Origin of the sequence: Undibacterium umbellatum (assembly GCF_014284125.1) — a bacterium.
Lineage (GTDB): Bacteria > Pseudomonadota > Gammaproteobacteria > Burkholderiales > Burkholderiaceae_D > Undibacterium > Undibacterium umbellatum.
Window position 1 is genome coordinate 1 of the sequence record NZ_JACOFX010000012.1, and the last position, 18,442, is coordinate 18,442.

An 18,442-nucleotide genomic window follows, 5' to 3' on the forward strand; every position below is an offset into this window, starting at 1 on the left:
TTTATAACCGCCAGCGACGTCACTCGCGTCTTGGCAATATATCGCCAGCCTTGTTTGCTGAAAATTTTAATCGGCAGTCACAGGCAGCTTAGAACATGAGTGTCCGCTATTGACAGTACACCTCAAAGTGATGTAGAAAAGATCAAAATTGTTTAACCAAAAACTAAAAAAGCCCTTGAATAATCAAGAGCTTAATCAGTGTTTGGTGCCGAGAGCCGGAATCGAACCGGCACGCCTTGCGGCGCGGGATTTTGAGTCCCGTGCGTCTACCTATTCCGCCATCTCGGCAACGCAGAACAAAATTATGACAGAGCCGTCAGGATTTTGCAAGTGGCTTGCTGCTTTTGCCGTTTGCTGTGTTTATGGATTTCTGCCTGGCTGGTCAAAATTTACGTTCCTGCGCCACATGGCGGGGGTGGGGAAGCGTTTTTGGACGATGCGCAGGTAGTACCACAGGCTGAAGGCGACGATGGCGAGGCTGGCGCTGTTGGCCATCCAGAAGCCTGCTGCGCCGTGCAGGAAAGCCGGGCTGATGTTGTAGGGGTCCAGGCCCAGGATGACACCTCCACCGAGGCCGCAGCCCCATAGCGCAAAGGCGTACAGGATGGTGGGGACGATAGCGATTTTATAGGCGCGCAGGATGAAGGCGGTGGTGACTTGTATCGCATCAAAAATCTGGTACACCGAAATGAAAGTGAACAGCGGGAAGGCGGCTGCGATGATGACGGAGTTGGAGGTGTAGGCGTGCAAGATCAGGTCGCGGCTGAACCAGATGGTGACACCGATGGGCACAGCCAGCATGGCAGCCAGGATGATGCCTGCATTGCCAGTGACGCGGGCGGCCTGCATTTGTTTGGCGCCTATGGCTTGCGCGACCAGGGTGCCGGTGGCGCTGGCGATCGCCAGGGGAAGCATGTACAGGATGGTGCCAAAGTTGGCGGTGAGCTGGTGCCCGGATACTGCGACTTCACCCAGTCGCGCGATGAACAGGGCCATGAAGGCGAATGCGGTGACTTCAATCAGGTAGCTCAGGCCCATGGGGATGCCGAGATGCAGCAGGCTGCGCAGGGCTTTCCAGTTGGGTTTGACGAAGCCGCTGCCAAATAGTGCAAACAATTCATAATATTTGACATGCTTGAGCATGAGCCAGGCAGTGATGAGCATGAGCCAGGCGTTGACGGCAGTGGCGGCAGCGCAGCCGGGGCCGCCCATGGCGGGTATGCCAAGGCCGCCAAATATAAACAGGGTGTTGAGCGGGATTTTTATCGCCAGTGCGGCGAGCTGGATGGCCATGACCATCTTGGGGCGGCCAACTGCATTATTGAGTGCGCCGTAGATCCTGAAGCCCAGGGTGGCGGGCAGGGCGATGGCGAGTATTTGCAGATATTGCGCTGCCTTGTCATTCAAGGTCGGTGAAGCTTGCGCGATGGAGAGCAGACTATTTGGGAATAGCAGGATGAGGCAGCCTATACAGGCAAGGAAAGCGCCCAGCCATACGCCTTGCTTGATTTCTGCGCCTATCTTTTTAAATTTGCGCGCGCCGAACAATTGACCAACGACAGGGGAGATGGCTTGCAAGATGCCATTGAGGCCAACGAAGATGCTGACATAAATTGAGATGCCGATGGAGAGTGCTGCCAGGTCAGTCGCCGAGAAGCGCGAGGTCATGGCCGTGTCTATCACCCCATTGCCCACCACGGCCATCTGGCCCACCATCATGGGCCATGATAGTGAGGCGATGCGTTTGATGTTGCCGCGCAGTGTGCTGGGGTGTTCGGTCTTCATTGCTGCTTGCGCTGGTACAGGGTAAACAATTCGTCATTGTCGGCAGCGCGGTGGCCAGACCAGATGACTGACCAGTGCTCTGGTTTGTATTCTGGTGGCAGCACGCTCTCATGCGCGGATTTCTTGCTGTTTTGTACCAGTAACAGCTGGCAGTCATGGTCAGAGAATCCGGCAAAGTGCAGCTTGCCAAAATACGCAAATGAAGCGCGTTGTGATGGGCCAATGTGGGCTTGTATGCAGCCCATATTGGGTGGCACTTTTTGCGCGAGTTCTTTGGACAGTGGCGCATAGCTGACTTTTTGGTCCAGCCACTGCAAGCCCAGGCTTTGCACCAATAGCCAGCATAAGATAACGCCACCACTGGACAATACTACTGCGCGCCACAATACGGCAGGCTGTCTGGAGATGCGCCAGTAGACAAGGCGGAACCAGGCTACTGTTGCACTCAGAGCGATGATGAAGACAAAAATATTGAAGCTGGACTGGTAGCCTGGCACCAGGTTGCCAGCTCTTTTCGCCATGCCGGGTGGCCAGCCTGTCTGGTCAGCCAGCCAGTACAGCCAGATAAAGGCGGCGACGGCGGTGAAGACGATGACAGAGAACCAGTCAACGGCATTGATGGCGCTGCGCTTCATGGTTGGCAAGCCAAAGGCGGCGAGTATTGCCAGCGGTGGCAGTATCGGCAAGAGTATCGCTTCTTCTGACTGGTGATTGAGTATGGCCAGCACGCCGAAGCAAATTAAAAAGCTGACAGGTAGGGAGATGTGGAGGGCTTTCTCTTGCTTGCGCCAGGCAAAGATGGCCCAGGCTGCAAATGGCCATGCAGGCCAGCTATACCAGATGCCATAGCGCAACAGATAACTGATGCTTTCAAACCTGGGGAAGTTGAACTGACGATAATTCCACAGCATCCAGCCCTGATAAGGCGAGCTGTCATAGGGGTGTACCAGGCTGATAGTGAATAGCCAGAGACCTGCAACGGCGATGGCCAGCGGCAGGGTGATGTTGAGCAAATATTTCAGGGGTTGGCGTTGCTGGCGGTAGGTGCACACTGCCAGCAGGCTGATCCATAAACCCAGGGGCAATACCCAGCCACGGGTCAGTACCAGCAAGCCTAGTGTGCCGCCAATTTTGGCGGCGGTGCGCTTGCCTGGTTCATCCAGCAGGCGCACACATAAATACAGGGTGCAGGCGATCAGGGATATTTGCAGTGCTTCGGTGCTGGTTTCGTGGCTGCGCAATAGCAGGCCCAGGCAGCCAAGATAAATCAGCAATGCACCGTCAGCCAGGGTGCGGCCAAAGTCGCGTGCTTCTGGCTGGCCGCCAAAGGCCAGTTTCAGGGGTTGTGCTTCTGGCCTGCGTCCTAGCAGGTAGGTGGCATACCAGACCGAGAGTGAGCCGAGCAGGAAGAATATGCCGGTACTCAGGCGGGCGGCCATGGGTTCACCCACCAGCCAGCCAAATAATTTAATGCAGATGGCACCAAGCCAAAACGCCAGCGGGCCTTCTTCTGGCATGGGCAGGCCGACGATGTGCGGCCACAGCCAGTCAGACAGGTTGCCATGTGCCATGGTCCACATGATGCCGAAACCGGCGGCATCGTCACCCTTCCACGGATCGCGGCCTATCAGGCCGGGCAGGATATACAGGAGACAGAGGGCGATGATTCCCCAGCGCGGTAGCGCAACAGTTGCGGCGGCAGGAAGTCGGACTGGCTTCATATCTGGGTGGTGGAGGGAAAGGATGTTTATTGTAGGGTAAAGCTTTAGTAAAAAAGGCAGCCTGAGCTGCCTTTTTTACTAAAAATTCTTGGGAACCACAGACTGTCTTGCGTACTCCGCGATTTTGTATTAGCAAGGCTGGCCCTGCTAACGCATGAGACTGTGCTACTTGAGATTCGTCTGTGTTTCCCTGGCCAATTAGTTGGCGACAGAAGTCTTGGAACCGACTTTGCCGAATTTTTGGCGGAATTTTTCAACGCGACCGGCTGTATCCACGATTTTGTGTTTGCCAGTGTAGAAAGGATGAGATTCTGCAGAAACCTCGATCTTTACCAGTGGGTATTCTTTACCTTCAAACTCACCTTTGTCTTTGGTGTTGATAGTTGAACGTGTGATGAATTTGAAATCGCAAGAAACGTCGTGGAACAGAACTTCGCGATAATTTGGGTGGATGCCATCTCTCATGCTTGCCTCGAAAATAGTGTAGGTAGCCAATAAGCACTTCGTCGGTCGCCTTGCTTCTTGACCCGATTGCATTATCACTTGCCAAAGGTTTAAATAGTTGTCTGGATTCTGGACGCCCAAAATGCCAAGCCGATGATTATACAACGAAAATTGGGATTTTTGCGATGGGATGTGGTGGATGATAAGGGCTTGTTGCAGATAAATGCTGGTTGGATAATTCGGTTTTGAGAGAGATGGAGTTATTTAATACATATGTTTTCTGTTTTTTGTTGCGGCTTATTCCCGTTTTCTACGAACGGCGCTGGAGCGCCAGTCCGGTGGGTTCCTACCTACGCAGGAACGACGAATTTAAGGAGATGGCTTCTTCTGGTAGCCTTTTGTTTTTTTGCATTTCTCTTTGTCGTTCTCTGTGTCTCCGTGTCTCTGTGGTGAGAGGTTTTGAATTTCACACACACAAACTCTAGACCCAAAACCACCCCTAACTTGATAAACTCCCCATTTTTGCACCAAATCCTGAAGGAGAAACATGACGACGAGCTATCTGGGTATGAGTTCGATGTTGCATACCATTGAAGTCGCCGGGATACTGGCTTTTGCCAGTTCGGGATTTATTGAGGCGCGACGCAAGCGCATGGATGTAGTGGGGGTGTTTACAGTGGCCTTTATCACAGCCTTTGGCGGCGGCACCCTGCGTGACTTGCTGCTGGACCGGCGGCCTCTGTTTTGGGTGGAGAATCAGGAATACCCTATCATCATCTTTGTCATGTCTGTCGTCGCCATCCCGTTTTTACGGCATTTGCGTAATGCAGTGACGGAAAATGCCATCGTGCTGGCAGATGCGCTGGGACTGGGTTTGTTCAGTGTGACCGGGGCGTCGCTGGCGCAAGAGGCGCAGATGCCGATGTTTGTCTGTGTCATGATGGGGGTGATCACCGGCATTTTTGGTGGTGTCTTGCGCGATATTATCTGTAATGAAATACCGCTGGTGTTCCGGCGCAGCCATTTATATGCGACTTGCGCCTTTGCGGGTTGCTGGACTTATCTGATACTGAACCGGCTAGAGGTCAATGAAGGTGTTGCCCTGGCATTTGGGGTGGGTATATGTTTCGTACTGCGCATGATGGCAGTACGGTTTGACTGGAAGTTGCCAGTTTAGTTTTGCCCAGAAGCCTGGCGCATATTGCATCCCTGCTCAGCTGGCTTCGATTTTTTTAATGGCGGGCGGGCTACCAGGCCTGCCATGAATATGTCTACCATGTCTTCCGCATGTTGCATCAGACAATAGGCGGAAGAGTCTTCCAGCCATTCATGGACTATGCCTATGACATAGGCGTGGCTGGCTTGCATGGCGATCCAGGTGTCGGTGTCTGGATGTAATTGCCCCTGATCAACAGCTTGCTGGATCATGGCTTGTACTTTGGCCAGGCATTCATCCCGTTTTTCGCTTTCGGCACTGAAAAAAATCAGTTCGCTGTTTTTCTCACAGCGATGAAAAATGATGTCAAACACATTTTGCTGACGCGGGTTGCCTGTAACCAGGTTAAGAAAGTGGACATTTAACTCTTTGAGGCCAGCCAGCGGGTCTTTGAGCGGTGCAGAAACAATTTCATTAAGCAAGGCTTCCATGGGTAGAAAGGCGCGGTCGCACATGGCCTGAAAGAGGGCATTTTTATCCTTGAAGTGCCAGTAAATGGCGCCGCGTGTCATGCCTGCTGCCGTGGCAACATCATTGAGTGTGGTGCTGGTGACACCTCTTTCGGCGAATACTTTTTCTGCTGCGTCTAGCAGCGTATTATAAGTTTCCTGTGCTTCTTCTTTCGTCTTTCTGACCATGTTGTTTCCTTTGCGCACGCTGCGTTTTATTACTGCGTACAATTTTTTTGCTGTCTCTTCGTTATTGTAAGTAAGCACAGTAGGGCGAGTGCCTGTGAAAGTAAGAAGCTTTCTGCTATTCGCTCTACGTGAGTAAGGCATGTGTTTCGGTTTATACCGTTTTTATGTTTTTAAAGCCTGCACTGTTACGGATTGATACTGCTGCTTATTTTAAAAATCGCGCTGTGCCAGATCAAACTTGTTGCCTGGCAGCAGAAATTTATTGTCTGCTCTATACTTGTTTTCTTGTCTGACTTGCCAGTCTCTATCAACCCTTGGGATCGGGATGTCATGAGGCTTTCATCAGTCTGCTTTATAAAGCATTTAATTGCCGCGCTGGTCATTCATGCTGCTAATGACTGCAAACAATTCTTGTTAATTTGAAACCAACTCACGAAGAGTCTTGCAAACACGGCTTACAAAAAACCACCTCTGTTTCACTGTATTTCAACCATACAACGGTGGTTTTTCGTGGCAGGTAAGTATCCGGATATCACCAAAATTCCCTGTAATTAAGTAGGGCTGTTTAAAAACTTTATTTACAAACATTCGTGAATGTATATAATAGCACACCGCCTTTCCTTTTAGAAGAAAGAATCTCCTATGCGCTCCCCTGCAAAACCAATAACAAATGTATTTAAGCTATCTTCGATAACCAGTCATATGACTCAGGCTTTGCCTGCCTTGCGTATTGCTGCCATCAGCCTGCCTTTGCTGGTATTGGCTGCCTGTGGCGACAAAGGTGGGGCAAACGCTGCCGGACCTGGCAAGATGCCACCGCCGGAAGTGAATGTCGTGACCGTGCAGCCGCGCAACCTGGGCATGGACTTTGAATATGCGGCGCAAACCGCAGGTTCACGTGAGACAGAAGTGCGCGCCCGTGTTGCCGGTATTTTAGAAAATCGCCTGTATGAAGAAGGTTCGCGCGTTAAGGCTGGCACTGTTCTGTTCCAGATTGACCCGGGTGCTTACCGCACGCAACTGGCATCTGCAGAAGCGTCTGCTGGTGTGGCAGAAGCCAAGCTGAACCAGGCCAAGCGCGAATTTGCCCGCCTGACGCCACTGGCAGCAGAGAAAGCCATCAGCCAGAAAGAGTTTGACGATGCCAAGTCTGCGTTGGAAACAGCAGAAGCCAGCTACAAGCAGGTGCAGGCGCAGGTCAATGAAGCCAAACTCAATCTTGGTTATACCCGTGTCGTGGCGCCTATCGATGGTGTGACGGGAGTTGCCGCCAAATCCAACGGCAGCCTGGTGACAGCGGCGGACAGTTTGTTGACGACCATCGTGCAAACTGATCCCGTGTATGTCAACTTTAGCGTACCTGAAGCAGATTACCTGAAGCTGAGCAAGGATGTAGGCGCTGGCAAGATTGCCTTGCCTGGCAAGAAAACCAATAACGGCAGCCTGGCGTTTGATGTGCAGTTGAAGCTGGCTGACGGCAGCATGGCTCCTGTCACAGGCAAGATGAATTTTGTCAGTGAAAAGGTGAACCCGGCAACTGGCGGATTTGATGCCCGTGCCCAGGTGCCAAATCCTGAAGGCACTCTGCGCCCAGGCCAGTTTGTGCGCGTGATACTCAGCGGTGCTACCCGCAGTGCGGCTATTGCGATACCTCAGCGTGCAGTGATTGACAGCCCCATGGGCAAGATTGTGTTCACGGTGTCGCCTGATAACAAGCTGGTGCCAAAACCAGTTGAGCTGGATGGCTGGTCGCATGGTGAATGGATAGTGACCAAGGGTTTGCAAGGTGGCGACCGCGTGCTGGTGGATGGTTTCATCAAGGCACATGATCCTGGCATGACAGTGACACCAATCGCGATTACGGCCAAGGCGGCATCGACACCCGCTGCTCCAGCAGGTGCGCCAGCGGCCAAACCTGATGATAAACCTGCGGCAGCGCCAGCATCGGCCCCGGCTGCAAGTGCTGCGGCCAGTGCAGAGGCAAAACACTAAGCTTCTGACCAGCTGAAAATCCGCTGCATAACTTAGCTAAGGCTACAAGGAATAATTCATGTTCTCAAAATTTTTTATTAACCGGCCGATCTTCGCGACTGTCTTGTCGCTGATCATCGTGCTGGCCGGTCTGGCCGCCTTGCGCGTTCTGCCGATTTCGCGCTACCCGGAGATTTCTCCGCCGGTAGTGAACGTGACTGCTTTTTATCCCGGCGCTTCTGCCGAGGTGATAGAGCGCACAGTGGCAGCACCTATTGAAGAGCAAATCAATGGTGTTGAAAACATGCTGTATATGGATTCTGTCTCGTCCGCTGATGGCCGTGTGTCCATCAGCGTGACATTCGAAGTGGGTACCGATCTGGATATTGCCGCAGTTAACGTCAATAACCGGGTGCGCCAGGCAGATGCCAAGCTGCCACAGGAAGTACGTCGCCAGGGTGTGACGGTCTCGAAGAGCTCGTCTAATTTCCTGGTAGTGGCGGCGCTGTTCTCGCCAGATAATCGTTACGATGCCTTGTTCCTGTCCAACTATGCAACCCAGAATGTGCTGGACGCATTGAAGCGCGTGCCGGGTACCACCAATATCCAGATTTTCGGTGCCAAGGATTATGCGATGCGTATCTGGATGCGTCCTGACCGCATGGCACAGCTGGGCGTGACGGTAGGCGATATCTCGAATGCGATTACTGAGCAAAATGCACAGTATGCTGCTGGTAAGGTTGGTGCGCCACCAAACAACACTGAAGAATTGACGATGACAGTCACGGCCAAGGGCCGCTTGCTGGAACCATCTGAATTTGCCAATATCATCGTCAAATCAGCCAAGGGTGGTGCCGCTATCCGTGTCAGTGACGTGGCACGGGTTGAATTGGGTTCCAAGGATTACAATCTGTATGGTCGCGTCAATGGTCACCCATCAGCCAACATCGGTGTGTTCTTGCAAACCGGCGCAAATGCTCTGGAAACCCGCAAGGCGGTGGAAAAAACGCTGCAGGACCTGAAGGCGAAATTCCCTGAAGGCATGGAGTATGCCACTCCATATGACACCACGCCGTTTGTGACTGAGTCGATTGCTGAGGTGTTGAAAACCTTGGCCGAAGCGATGGTGCTGGTGTTCATCGTTGTCTATCTGTTCTTGCAAAGCTGGCGTGCCACCATCATCCCTACACTGGCAGTACCAGTATCGCTGATTGGTACCATGGCTGGTTTGCATTTGCTTGGCTATAGCATCAACACACTGACATTGTTCGGTATGGTGCTGGCGATTGGTATTGTGGTGGACGATGCGATTGTGGTGCTGGAAAACGTTGAACGCCTGATGAACGAAGAGGGGATGTCGCCGAAAGATGCGGCAATTGAAGCCATGCATGAAGTGACTGGCCCGGTGATCGCGATTGTGCTGGTACTGGTTGCCGCCTTTGGTCCTATCGCTTTCCTCGGTGGTCTGGCGGGTGAATTGTATCGTCAGTTCTCGGTCACGATTTCCATTGCTGTGGTCTTGTCCGGTATCGTTGCATTGACATTGACACCGGCACTGTGCGCGATCTTGCTCAAGCCTGGTTCTGAAAATCACAACCGTTTCTTTACGTGGTTCAATGCAGCTTTCTTGCGTTTGACCAAGCGTTACACTGATGGCGTTACCTTCTTCATGAAGCGTGCTGTGCTGGGTATCGCACTGGTGCTGGGTATGGTTGCCCTGACTGGTGTGTTGTGGAAAAATGTACCAGGTGGTCTGGTGCCGGATGAAGATCAGGGTTATTTCATCGGTGCTGCCATCATGCCTGAAGGTGCTTCGCTGGACCGTACTGATGCAATGGTGCGTGACGTTGAATCCATCATGAAAACCAACAAGAATATCGACACGACTTTTGCCCTGGTTGGTCTGGATTTCCTGGGCGGTGGCGGTTTGAAATCATCTGCTGCAACCATGTTCTTCCCCTTGAAGCCTTGGGAAGAGCGTACTCAATCCGCTCATCAGATGGTGGGTGAAAGCTATATGAAGACCGGCCGCATCAAGGAAGGTTTGCCGTTATTCTTTGCTCCGCCTGCCATCCAGGGCCTGGGTCAGACTGGTGGTTTTGAGTTCTACCTGCAAAACGCTGGTGAAGGTGGCGTCAAGCGTTTGGCTCAGATCTTGCCTTTGTTGATTGCGGAAGCCAACAAGCAGCCCGAGCTGGCTGGCGTGAAAACTCTGTGGCAAGCCAATTCGCCACAACTGTATGTTGATGTGGACAATGAAAAAGCTCGCTCCATGGGTGTGGCCCTGGCTGATGTGTATAACACTCTGGCTGCGACCATGGGTAGTTACTACGTCAATGACTTCAACAAGAACGGCCGTATCTACACCGTGCAGTTGCAGGCAGAAGGCCAGTACCGTGCCAAGCCGGATGATATAGGCAGTATGTACGTACGTTCCAATACCGGGCAGATGATACCGGTGCGCGCATTCACGACCATCAAGTTCATCACTGGTCCTGATTCTGTGCAACGTTTTAATGCCTTGCCGTCCATTAAATTGCTGGGTGATGCCAAGCCAGGTTTTAGTTCTGGCCAGGCGATTGCAGCGATGGAAAGAGCCGCGAAAAACGTCTTGCCAGCCGATGTTGTCTACGACTGGGGCGGCGCTTCCTTCCAGGAAAAACGCAGCAGCAATGCAGCCGGTCTGGCGTTGGGTGCTGGTGTCTTGATGATTTTCCTGATTTTGGCTGCACAGTATGAAAAATGGTCTCTGCCATTCTCGGTCTTGCTGGCTATGCCTTTTGGTATCTTTGGTGCCTTGCTGGCGGTGTACCTCCGTCACTTCAATAATGACGTGTACTTCCAGATCGGTCTGGTGACGTTATTAGGTTTGTCAGCGAAGAATGCGATTCTGATTGTGGAATTTGCGGTCATGAAAGTGAATGAGGGGTATGCACCTGTGGCTGCAGCGCTGGAGGCAGCACGCTTGCGCTTCCGTCCTATTCTGATGACTTCGCTGGCCTTTATTTTGGGTGTGGTGCCACTTGCTTTCTCAAGCGGTGCAGGCGCGGCTGCTCGTCAGTCCCTGGGTACTGGTGTCTTGGGCGGCATGCTGGCAGCAACTTTCCTGGCGATCTTCTTTGTGCCTTTGTTCTTCAAGCTGATCAATGACAGACGCTTGAAAACCACAGAGCAGGATTTTGAGCATCCTGTCCATATTTTGCACAATGCGCCTCAAGCAGATGTGAAGGAATAATGATGTCTGGTACAAAATTCATATTAACTACGCTGGTTGCCAGCATGGTGCTGGCAGGCTGTGCCTCGGTAGGGCCAAATTACCAGCGTCCGGCGCTGGAAACCCCGGCCAGCCTGGGTGTCGTGGCGACAAAAAACCAGCAAGCGGCGGTTGACTATGCCGCCTGGTGGAAAAGCTTTCAAGACCCGGTGCTGGATAGCTTGCTGGAAGAAGCCAGCAAAAATAACCAGGATCTGGCCCTGGCTGCTGCACGCATAGAAGAGGCTCGCGCTGTTGCGGTGGGTGCCAATTCGAACCGCTACCCCAGTGTAGACGGCAACCTTGGTGCCACACGTACCCGTACCAGTGAAAATGCCGGCAAGCTGGGGGCTGGTGCCAGTCCGTATGGCAAAGACTTTCAACTAAGCCTGACAGCTTCCTATGAAGTTGATTTTTGGGGCAAGCTGGCACGTGCAGATGAAGCAGCCCGTGCACGTTTGCTGGCGCAGGAAGCCAATCGTGGCCTGGTGCAAAGCAGTCTGTACGCGAATGTTGCGCAAAGCTATTTCGCCATGCGTGCCGCCGATGCCCAACTGGCCCTGGCTGATTCGACCTTGAAAACCCGTCAGGAAAACCTGCGTCTGCAAAAGCGTCGTTTTACAGCTGGCTCGACCAGTGAACTTGATTTGCATGTCGCAGAGTCTGAAGCTGCTGCATCTGAAATCAGTTATTCCCAGGCCAAACAGGCTTTGTCGAATATAGAGTCGACACTGGCGGTCTTGCTGGGGCGTTCTGCCAGCGCCATTGCACAACCTGTGATTGCACGAGGCAATGCGATTGATAGCTTGCATCAGCAATTGATCATGCCTGCGGACTTGCCATCTGATTTGCTGAACCGTCGTCCGGACATCCTGTCGGCAGAGCAGGCGCTGGTAGCTGCCAATGCAGATATCGGTCAGGCCAAGTCGCAATACTTTCCTAGTCTAAAGCTGACGACGACTGCTGGTTATGAATCCAAGGTGTTTGAGGATTTGATTAATCCTGCTTCGCTGCTGTGGAGCCTGGGTAGTAGCCTCGCGCAACCTATTTTCCGTGCAGGTGCAATTGGTGCGGTAGTGCAAGGTGCTGAAGCCCGCAAGAACCAGGCACTGGCGCAATATGTGCAGGCAGTGCAGGGCGCTTTCCGTGATGTGCATGACGCGCTCAACAATACGGCGGCCAATGAGCAGGTGAATGTGGCTTCCGAGCGCAGGGTGACTGCCTTGAAAGATTCATTGCGCCTGGCTGACCTGCGCTATAAGAATGGCTATAGCAGCTATCTGGAAGTCTTGAATGCACAACGTGATTTGTTCCAGGCACAAGCGAGCCTGATTGACAGCAAGCGTGCGCAATTGTCTGCCGTGGTCAGCATCTACAAAGCGGTGGGTGGTGGCTGGAGCAAGCCTGAGATTTTGGCTGGTAAATAAAGCTGTAGCAGGATGAAGTAGAAAACTGGGCTCCTGATCTTCTGATTGGAGCCCTTTTTTATGGGAAGAAAATTGAACTTGTTAATCCTGCTGTCTTTTCTTGCGAGGATAAACTTGTACTTTTCTGGTACTATTTTTTGCCACCAAATCTGCCAGCGTGACTGCATCAAGAACAGACAGGTATGCTGCTGTCGCATTACTCAACACTCCTTTTAAATTGCAAGAACTAGAGTAAGAGCAGGTATTGTTGTTGCTGTCAAAGCACTCGGCCATATCAAAGTCAGTTTCTGTATTGCGGACAATTTCTCCGATATTGATCTTTTCTGGCGGCAGATTCAGTTTCAAACCTCCGTGACGACCGCGTACGGTCTCCACTTTATTTGACATTCCCAGTTGATGGACAACCTTGGTCAGATGGCTCTTTGAAATACTGTGCAGCTCAGCAATTTCCTGGATGGTAACCAATTTATCTTCATGTTGTGCCAGATAAATCAGCGTGCGCAAAGTGTAGTCGGTGAATGCGGTTAATCTCATATTGGTTCCAAAAGCCTGTCTTTGCGAATGAGAGTGAGACTGCGTAGTCAAAGCATATCGCTGTTTCTCAATAGCCTATTAGATACATATAGTATAGATGTTTATAAGCATTACCTGATTATGTCAAAAAATTGATCTTTATCAAGGGATTTTCATTAAACATTCATTTGGTTTGTATCTTTAAATACATGCATATAAAATGAATCTTTAATGGGTCAAGCTTGTTTCGCAGACAAAATTCAGTCAGATGAAACACGCTCTTGAGTCCGCTAATTTTCTCAATTCACCAATAAGGAAACACGCCATGCATGCCACGCGTAAACTCTGGACTTGGCTCGCCGTCATCTGTGCCTTGTCTTTTGCCGTCTTGGGCTGGGTAGGCACAGAAATTTATCTGACTGCGCCGCCGATTCCCAAACAAGTCGTCAGTGACGAGGGTACAGTCGTATTTTCAGACGGGCAGGTACCGCTCGGTCAGGAAGCCTGGTTATCTGCTGGTGGACAGCAATTAGGCTCTGTGTGGGGGCATGGCAGTTACGTTGCACCAGACTGGTCTGCCGATTGGCTGCACCGTGAATCATTGGCGTTGCTGGATGTGTGGGCGCAAAAGGAAGGACAAACATCATTTGAACAGCTCAAGCCAGGGCATCAGGCAGAGTTGAAAGCGCGCCTGAAGCTGGAAATGCGACGCAATACTTACGAGGCATCTACGAATGTGATCACGCTCAGCGCAGACCGTGCCAAGGCAGTCCAGCAAGTTGCGCAACATTATATTGCCTTGTTTGGTAATGATCCTTCACTGGAAAAATTGCGTGAGCAATATGCGATGAACAGGGGTACTTTGCCAGAATTCAAGGATTTGCACGCACTGCCAGCTTTTTTCTTTTGGTCTGCATGGTCTGCGGCGACGGACAGGCCAGGTGCCGTTGACCTTAGCTATACCAGCAATTGGCCACATGAACCGATGGTGGACAATACGCCGACTGCCGGTGCTGGCATCTGGTCTGTCGCCAGTATCATACTGATGATTGCTGCCATTGCCGGTATGATTTTCTATCATTCCATCAGCAAGGAAGAGGGTGATCCTGTACCACCCAAAACAGATCCTTTGTTTGACCTGAAGCCCACGCCTTCGATGCGGGCAACCAGGAAGTATTTCTATGTCGTCATTGGATTGATACTGGCGCAAGTCGGCATGGGTGTAATTACAGCCCACTATGCTGTCGAAGGGCATAGTTTTTTTGGTTTTCCTTTGGCAGACATACTGCCATTCACTGTCAGCCGCACGATACACACACAATTTGCGGTCTTGTGGATAGCTACCGCATGGCTGGCGACAGGTCTGTATATAGCGCCAGCAATTTCTGGCCATGAACCTAAGTTTCAAAAACTTGGCGTGAATCTTTTGTTCTATGCCTTGCTTTGTATCGTGGTCGGTTCTACCGCATTTGGCTGGCTGGGTAGCCTGCAACACAAAGGCAATGAATTCAGTTTCTGGATAGGTAATCAAGGGCTGGAATTCACCAGCATGGGCCGGGTCTGGCAAATACTTTTATTTGTCGGTCTGCTGTTCTGGGTGACCTTGCTGGGACGTGGCTTATTGCCCGCACTGAAAAAACCATCAGAGAGCCGTGGCTTGATTGCGATGGTGTTCCTGGCCGCGATGTGTATCGGTGGTTTCTATGCCACCTCACTGACCTGGGGGCCGCACACGCATTACTCCATGATTGAATATTGGCGCTGGTGGCTGGTGCATCTGTGGGTAGAAGGCTTCTTTGAAGTGTTCGCCACCGCAGTCATCGCCTTGCTGTTCACCCGTCTGGGCTTGATACATGCAGCAACTGCCAATAGCGCAATTATTCTGGAAACCATCGTCTTCCTGTTTGGCGGCATCCTGGGTACTTTGCATCACCTGTATTTCACCGGGACACCGACTTTTGTCATCGCGATTGGTGCCATGTTCTCAGCCCTTGAAGTTGTACCACTGACACTGATAGGTGTTGAGGCTTTCCGCAACTACCAGCGCTCAAAAGCTGCGCCCTGGGTGCAGGCTTACAAGTGGTCGATATTGTGCTTTATTGCCGTTGGGTTCTGGAACACCGTTGGTGCTGGCTTGCTAGGATTTTCCATCAATACACCGATAGCGCTGTACTACATGCAAGGTTTGAACATGACTGCTGCACATGGTCATGCCGCATTGTTTGGTGTCTACGGCATGCTGGGCATAGGCTTGCTGTTGTTCTGCCTGCGAGGCTTGTCTGATCGTGCTCTCTGGTCCGATAAATTGTTGCAGGCGATGTTCTGGCTGCTCAATGCTGGACTGGCAATGATGGTGTTCATGTCACTTGTGCCAGCGGGTATTTATCAGGCCGTAGCCAGCATTACCAAAGGCATGTGGTTTGCACGTTCACCAGAGGTCATACACTCACAATTCATGGAAACCCTGGTTTGGCTACGGGTTCCTGGTGACATCGTGTTCTCGATGGGTGTTGTTTGCCTGGCTGTATTTGCCCTGCGTTTGCTCATTGGCAAAAAGCGTGTGCAAACCAGCGCGACTGATATGAGCTATGCCAAAGTTCCCAACAAGGCTTAGCCATTGCTTAGTTATTTATTTAAGGGAGAGCAGAAATGGCTCTCCCTGTGATTTTTGCTTATTTCATCTATATTAAAAGGAGTTTCATCATGGCTCACGATTGTTCCATTCCCGTATTGGCTGAAGGTGTGTATGAATTTGATGCACGTGGCGTTGCCAAGCGCTTTCGCCATGCAGCGATTTTTGGTGCCTTGTCGGCATTAGAACCAGGGGAAACCATGCGTTTTTGCAATGACCATAATCCCTTGCCATTGCTGGCACAAATCGCACAACACTTTGGCACTGGCGTGAAGGTGGCCTATGTTTCACAAGAACCAGGCGAAATCATTATTGATTTTCATGTGGCAACTTAATCCATCACTGCTCATGTTACCGTGCCTGATTGCAATACGAGGAGAATAAAATGGCCACACCACATTTACACTCAGGAGAAGTGAGCAACTTGCTGGTGCCTGAAGGGCAATTACTGGCTGTACCGGCGCACGCCTTGTTTAAAGACGAGCATCTTGAAGTCATACGCATGAACTTGGCACAGGGAAAGAGTCTGCCTTCGCATCACGTCCATGGCCCCCTCACCATACAGTGCCTGTCTGGTGAAGTGCAAGTCGAATTGCAGGCGGGGACAAAGACCATGCGTGCTGGTGACTTGTTGTATCTTGCCGCCGGTTTGCCGCACGCAGTTCTGGCGATCAGCAATACTTCTTTTCTGGTGACGATAGTTTTATTGAAAGCTGTAGCTTAGTAAGCCATTCTAGTAAGCCATTCAGCTCGAGTAGGCATAAAAAAAGCCGTCACAAACGTGACGGCTTTTTTAGCCTGAAAACAGGGCCGGAAACTTATCCGCCTCTGCGCATCATTTCAAAAAACTCTGCGTTGTTTTTCGTGGCTTTCATCTTGTCGAGGATGAACTCCATCGCTTCGATTTCGTCCATGCTATACAGCAATTTGCGCAAGATCCAGATCTTCTGCAACTGATCCGGCTTGATCAGTAATTCTTCACGACGGGTGCCGGATTTGTTGAGGTTGATAGCTGGGTAGACGCGTTTTTCAGCAAGGCGGCGTTCCAGATGAACTTCCATATTGCCTGTGCCCTTGAATTCTTCATAGATCACATCATCCATACGGCTGCCGGTTTCGATCAGGGCTGTCGCGATGATGGTCAGTGAGCCGCCTTCTTCTACATTACGTGCCGCACCGAAGAATCGTTTTGGACGTTGCAGCGCGTTTGCATCCACACCACCAGTCAATACCTTGCCAGAAGCAGGTATGACGGTATTGTAAGCGCGTGCCAGACGGGTGATGGAATCCAGCAGGATGACCACGTCTTTTTTCATTTCTACCAGGCGCTTGGCTTTTTCCAGCACCATTTCAGCAACTTGTACGTGACGGGTAGCTGGTTCATCGAAAGTCGATGCAACCACTTCACCGCGTACCGAACGCTGCATCTCGGTTACCTCTTCCGGACGTTCATCAATCAGCAACACGATGAGGGTAACGTCTGGGTGATTGGTGGTAATCGCGTGTGCTACGTGTTGCAGCATGACGGACTTACCGGATTTTGGTGACGCTACCAGCAAACCGCGCTGGCCACGGCCGATAGGGGCGATCATGTCGATGATACGGCCTGTAGTATTTTCTTCGCCGCGCATTTCGCGTTCGAGTGTCAATACCTTGTTCGGGTGCAGCGGCGTCAGGTTTTCAAACAGGATGCGGTGCTTGGAGGCTTCTGGCGATTCGCCGTTGACCTTGTCCACCTTCACCAATGCAAAATATCGTTCACCGTCTTTTGGTGTGCGCACTTCACCTTCGATGGAATCGCCAGTATGCAGATTGAAACGGCGGATTTGCGAAGGAGAAATATAAATATCGTCAGTCGAGGCCATGTAGCTAGCATCTGGTGAGCGCAGGAAGCCAAAGCCGTCAGGCAATACTTCAAGGGCACCATCGCCAAAAATTTGTTCGCCTGATTTTGCACGTTTTTTGAGGATCGCGAACATCAATTCCTGCTTGCGCATACGCGCAGCGTTATCGATATCGAGTCCTATGGCCATTTCCAATAAAGCGGATACGTGTAAGGCCTTTAGTTCAGATAGATGCATGGTGAGTGTCCCGGGATGGGATTATGGGGTGGGGGAGTGAGCAGAGGAACTACAGATTAAACAGGATAGAAAGAATTTCTGTCTTGGTTTCGTTTTATTTAATATTATGTAATTCAGGTCTGAATTTGCATGCAGCAGTTGAGGGTTGTCAACCGGGGCAGCTGTCTCTTCATTTTCTTCACTTTAAAGCCGTAAACAATCTTGTTGTTTTCAGCTTTAAAGCTTCAGACCACAATAATACCTTAAATATTACTGTCAATGAAAGAGGTTAATTGGCCTTTTGCCAATGCACCAACTTTTTGCGCTGCAGCAGCACCATCTTTGAACAGGATCAGGGTAGGGATGCCACGGATGCCAAACTTGGCAGGAATTGCCTGGTTTGCATCTACGTCCATCTTGGCTACGATGATTTTGCCGTTATATTCTTTGGCAACTTCTTCCAGTATAGGGGCGATCATTTTACAAGGACCACACCATTCAGCCCAGAAATCGACCAATACAGGTACGTTAGATTTTAATACGTCTGCTTCGAATGAAGCATCGCTTACATATTTGATGTTTTCGCTCATGGAATCCTCAACGAGAGGGAAAAATTAAGGGGTAACAGCGCCACTGAATGTCGGTATTTTGGGACAGCGCCGCATTCTGGTTTGAATCTGGGGGTGATAGTCACAAATTCAATGGTGTTGAATAGTGCTGCACCGTGACTAAAACAAAATGAGTCAGGCGTGGTTAGCTATGCGATAGATAATAACCTATTT

Annotated in this window: 14 protein-coding genes and 1 tRNA gene; 7 read left to right on the plus strand and 8 right to left on the minus strand. The window is 51.1% G+C overall.

Going from position 1 to position 18,442, the window contains the following annotated elements:
• Positions 1–203: 203 nt before the first annotated feature.
• The 4 genes from H8L47_RS19470 to H8L47_RS19485 all read right to left on the minus strand — a co-directional run bounded on the left by H8L47_RS19470 (position 204) and on the right by H8L47_RS19485 (position 3,971).
• Positions 204–288, minus strand: a tRNA-Leu gene (locus H8L47_RS19470).
• A 72-nt stretch (positions 289–360) separates the two neighbouring features.
• The gene (locus H8L47_RS19475) at positions 361–1,785 is read right to left on the minus strand and encodes an MATE family efflux transporter (protein WP_186955277.1); all 1,425 of its coding nucleotides are present in this window, start codon (positions 1,783–1,785) and stop codon (positions 361–363) included.
• Positions 1,782–3,506 (minus strand): ArnT family glycosyltransferase, encoded by a 1,725-nt coding sequence (locus tag H8L47_RS19480; RefSeq protein WP_186955278.1) that lies wholly within the window; start codon positions 3,504–3,506, stop codon positions 1,782–1,784. Before H8L47_RS19480 ends, H8L47_RS19475 begins: the two co-directional genes overlap by 4 nt.
• A gap of 198 nt (positions 3,507–3,704) precedes the next feature.
• Positions 3,705–3,971: a type B 50S ribosomal protein L31 gene (locus tag H8L47_RS19485; RefSeq protein ID WP_186955279.1), complete on the minus strand. Its 267-nt coding sequence runs from the start codon at positions 3,969–3,971 to the stop codon at positions 3,705–3,707.
• 526 nt (positions 3,972–4,497) lie between these two features.
• Between H8L47_RS19485 and H8L47_RS19490 the strand changes: the two genes are divergently transcribed.
• Positions 4,498–5,127, plus strand: coding sequence for a trimeric intracellular cation channel family protein (locus H8L47_RS19490; RefSeq protein WP_230413825.1), 630 nt, complete (start codon positions 4,498–4,500; stop codon positions 5,125–5,127).
• On the opposite strand, the gene H8L47_RS19495 is transcribed toward H8L47_RS19490, so the two are convergent.
• The gene (locus tag H8L47_RS19495; protein WP_186955280.1) at positions 5,124–5,804 is read right to left on the minus strand and encodes a TetR family transcriptional regulator; all 681 of its coding nucleotides are present in this window, start codon (positions 5,802–5,804) and stop codon (positions 5,124–5,126) included. The two genes, H8L47_RS19490 and H8L47_RS19495, sit on opposite strands and share 4 nt — an antisense overlap.
• A gap of 702 nt (positions 5,805–6,506) precedes the next feature.
• Between H8L47_RS19495 and H8L47_RS19500 the strand changes: the two genes are divergently transcribed.
• Genes H8L47_RS19500 through H8L47_RS19510 form a run of 3 tightly spaced genes read left to right on the plus strand, consistent with a single transcriptional unit; the run spans position 6,507 to position 12,455 of the window.
• The gene (locus H8L47_RS19500) at positions 6,507–7,796 is read left to right on the plus strand and encodes an efflux RND transporter periplasmic adaptor subunit (protein ID WP_186955281.1); all 1,290 of its coding nucleotides are present in this window, start codon (positions 6,507–6,509) and stop codon (positions 7,794–7,796) included.
• Positions 7,797–7,854: 58 nt separating this feature from the next.
• Positions 7,855–11,010 carry an efflux RND transporter permease subunit gene (locus H8L47_RS19505; RefSeq protein WP_186955282.1) on the plus strand — a complete coding sequence of 1,052 codons (3,156 nt, stop codon included), beginning with the start codon at positions 7,855–7,857 and terminating at the stop codon, positions 11,008–11,010.
• A 2-nt stretch (positions 11,011–11,012) separates the two neighbouring features.
• Positions 11,013–12,455, plus strand: a complete 1,443-nt coding sequence (locus tag H8L47_RS19510; protein ID WP_186955283.1) for an efflux transporter outer membrane subunit — start codon at positions 11,013–11,015, stop codon at positions 12,453–12,455.
• Positions 12,456–12,536: 81 nt separating this feature from the next.
• Here H8L47_RS19510 and H8L47_RS19515 read toward each other — a convergent pair whose 3' ends face one another.
• On the minus strand, positions 12,537–12,989 hold the full coding sequence (locus H8L47_RS19515) for an RrF2 family transcriptional regulator (protein WP_186955284.1): 453 nt from the start codon (positions 12,987–12,989) through the stop codon (positions 12,537–12,539).
• Positions 12,990–13,293: 304 nt separating this feature from the next.
• On the opposite strand from H8L47_RS19515, the gene H8L47_RS19520 reads away from it, so the two are divergent.
• From H8L47_RS19520 to H8L47_RS19530, 3 genes are all read left to right on the plus strand, one after another.
• On the plus strand, positions 13,294–15,582 hold the full coding sequence (locus tag H8L47_RS19520) for a nitric-oxide reductase large subunit (protein WP_186955285.1): 2,289 nt from the start codon (positions 13,294–13,296) through the stop codon (positions 15,580–15,582).
• Between the two features lie 89 nt (positions 15,583–15,671).
• A complete protein-coding gene (locus tag H8L47_RS19525) occupies positions 15,672–15,935 on the plus strand; it encodes a DUF2249 domain-containing protein (protein ID WP_186955286.1) in 264 nt (87 codons plus the stop codon).
• A 50-nt stretch (positions 15,936–15,985) separates the two neighbouring features.
• A complete protein-coding gene (locus tag H8L47_RS19530; protein WP_186955287.1) occupies positions 15,986–16,324 on the plus strand; it encodes a cupin domain-containing protein in 339 nt (112 codons plus the stop codon).
• 94 nt (positions 16,325–16,418) lie between these two features.
• Here H8L47_RS19530 and rho read toward each other — a convergent pair whose 3' ends face one another.
• Positions 16,419–17,681, minus strand: a complete 1,263-nt coding sequence (gene rho, locus H8L47_RS19535) for a transcription termination factor Rho (protein WP_110257254.1) — start codon at positions 17,679–17,681, stop codon at positions 16,419–16,421.
• Positions 17,682–17,923: 242 nt separating this feature from the next.
• On the minus strand, positions 17,924–18,250 hold the full coding sequence (gene trxA, locus H8L47_RS19540; protein ID WP_186955288.1) for a thioredoxin TrxA: 327 nt from the start codon (positions 18,248–18,250) through the stop codon (positions 17,924–17,926).
• Positions 18,251–18,442 lie beyond the last annotated feature (192 nt).

Excerpts from the sequence above, each read along its gene's own strand:
- H8L47_RS19475 (WP_186955277.1), bottom strand. The coding sequence starts at position 1,785 with ATGAAGACCGAACACCCCAGCACACTGCGCGGCAACATCAAACGCATC.
- H8L47_RS19480 (WP_186955278.1), bottom strand. The coding sequence starts at position 3,506 with ATGAAGCCAGTCCGACTTCCTGCCGCCGCAACTGTTGCGCTACCGCGC.
- H8L47_RS19485 (WP_186955279.1), bottom strand. The coding sequence starts at position 3,971 with ATGAGAGATGGCATCCACCCAAATTATCGCGAAGTTCTGTTCCACGAC.
- H8L47_RS19490 (WP_230413825.1), top strand. The coding sequence starts at position 4,498 with ATGACGACGAGCTATCTGGGTATGAGTTCGATGTTGCATACCATTGAA.
- H8L47_RS19495 (WP_186955280.1), bottom strand. The coding sequence starts at position 5,804 with ATGGTCAGAAAGACGAAAGAAGAAGCACAGGAAACTTATAATACGCTG.
- H8L47_RS19500 (WP_186955281.1), top strand. The coding sequence starts at position 6,507 with ATGACTCAGGCTTTGCCTGCCTTGCGTATTGCTGCCATCAGCCTGCCT.
- H8L47_RS19505 (WP_186955282.1), top strand. The coding sequence starts at position 7,855 with ATGTTCTCAAAATTTTTTATTAACCGGCCGATCTTCGCGACTGTCTTG.
- H8L47_RS19510 (WP_186955283.1), top strand. The coding sequence starts at position 11,013 with ATGTCTGGTACAAAATTCATATTAACTACGCTGGTTGCCAGCATGGTG.
- H8L47_RS19515 (WP_186955284.1), bottom strand. The coding sequence starts at position 12,989 with ATGAGATTAACCGCATTCACCGACTACACTTTGCGCACGCTGATTTAT.
- H8L47_RS19520 (WP_186955285.1), top strand. The coding sequence starts at position 13,294 with ATGCATGCCACGCGTAAACTCTGGACTTGGCTCGCCGTCATCTGTGCC.
- H8L47_RS19525 (WP_186955286.1), top strand. The coding sequence starts at position 15,672 with ATGGCTCACGATTGTTCCATTCCCGTATTGGCTGAAGGTGTGTATGAA.
- H8L47_RS19530 (WP_186955287.1), top strand. The coding sequence starts at position 15,986 with ATGGCCACACCACATTTACACTCAGGAGAAGTGAGCAACTTGCTGGTG.
- rho (WP_110257254.1), bottom strand. The coding sequence starts at position 17,681 with ATGCATCTATCTGAACTAAAGGCCTTACACGTATCCGCTTTATTGGAA.
- trxA (WP_186955288.1), bottom strand. The coding sequence starts at position 18,250 with ATGAGCGAAAACATCAAATATGTAAGCGATGCTTCATTCGAAGCAGAC.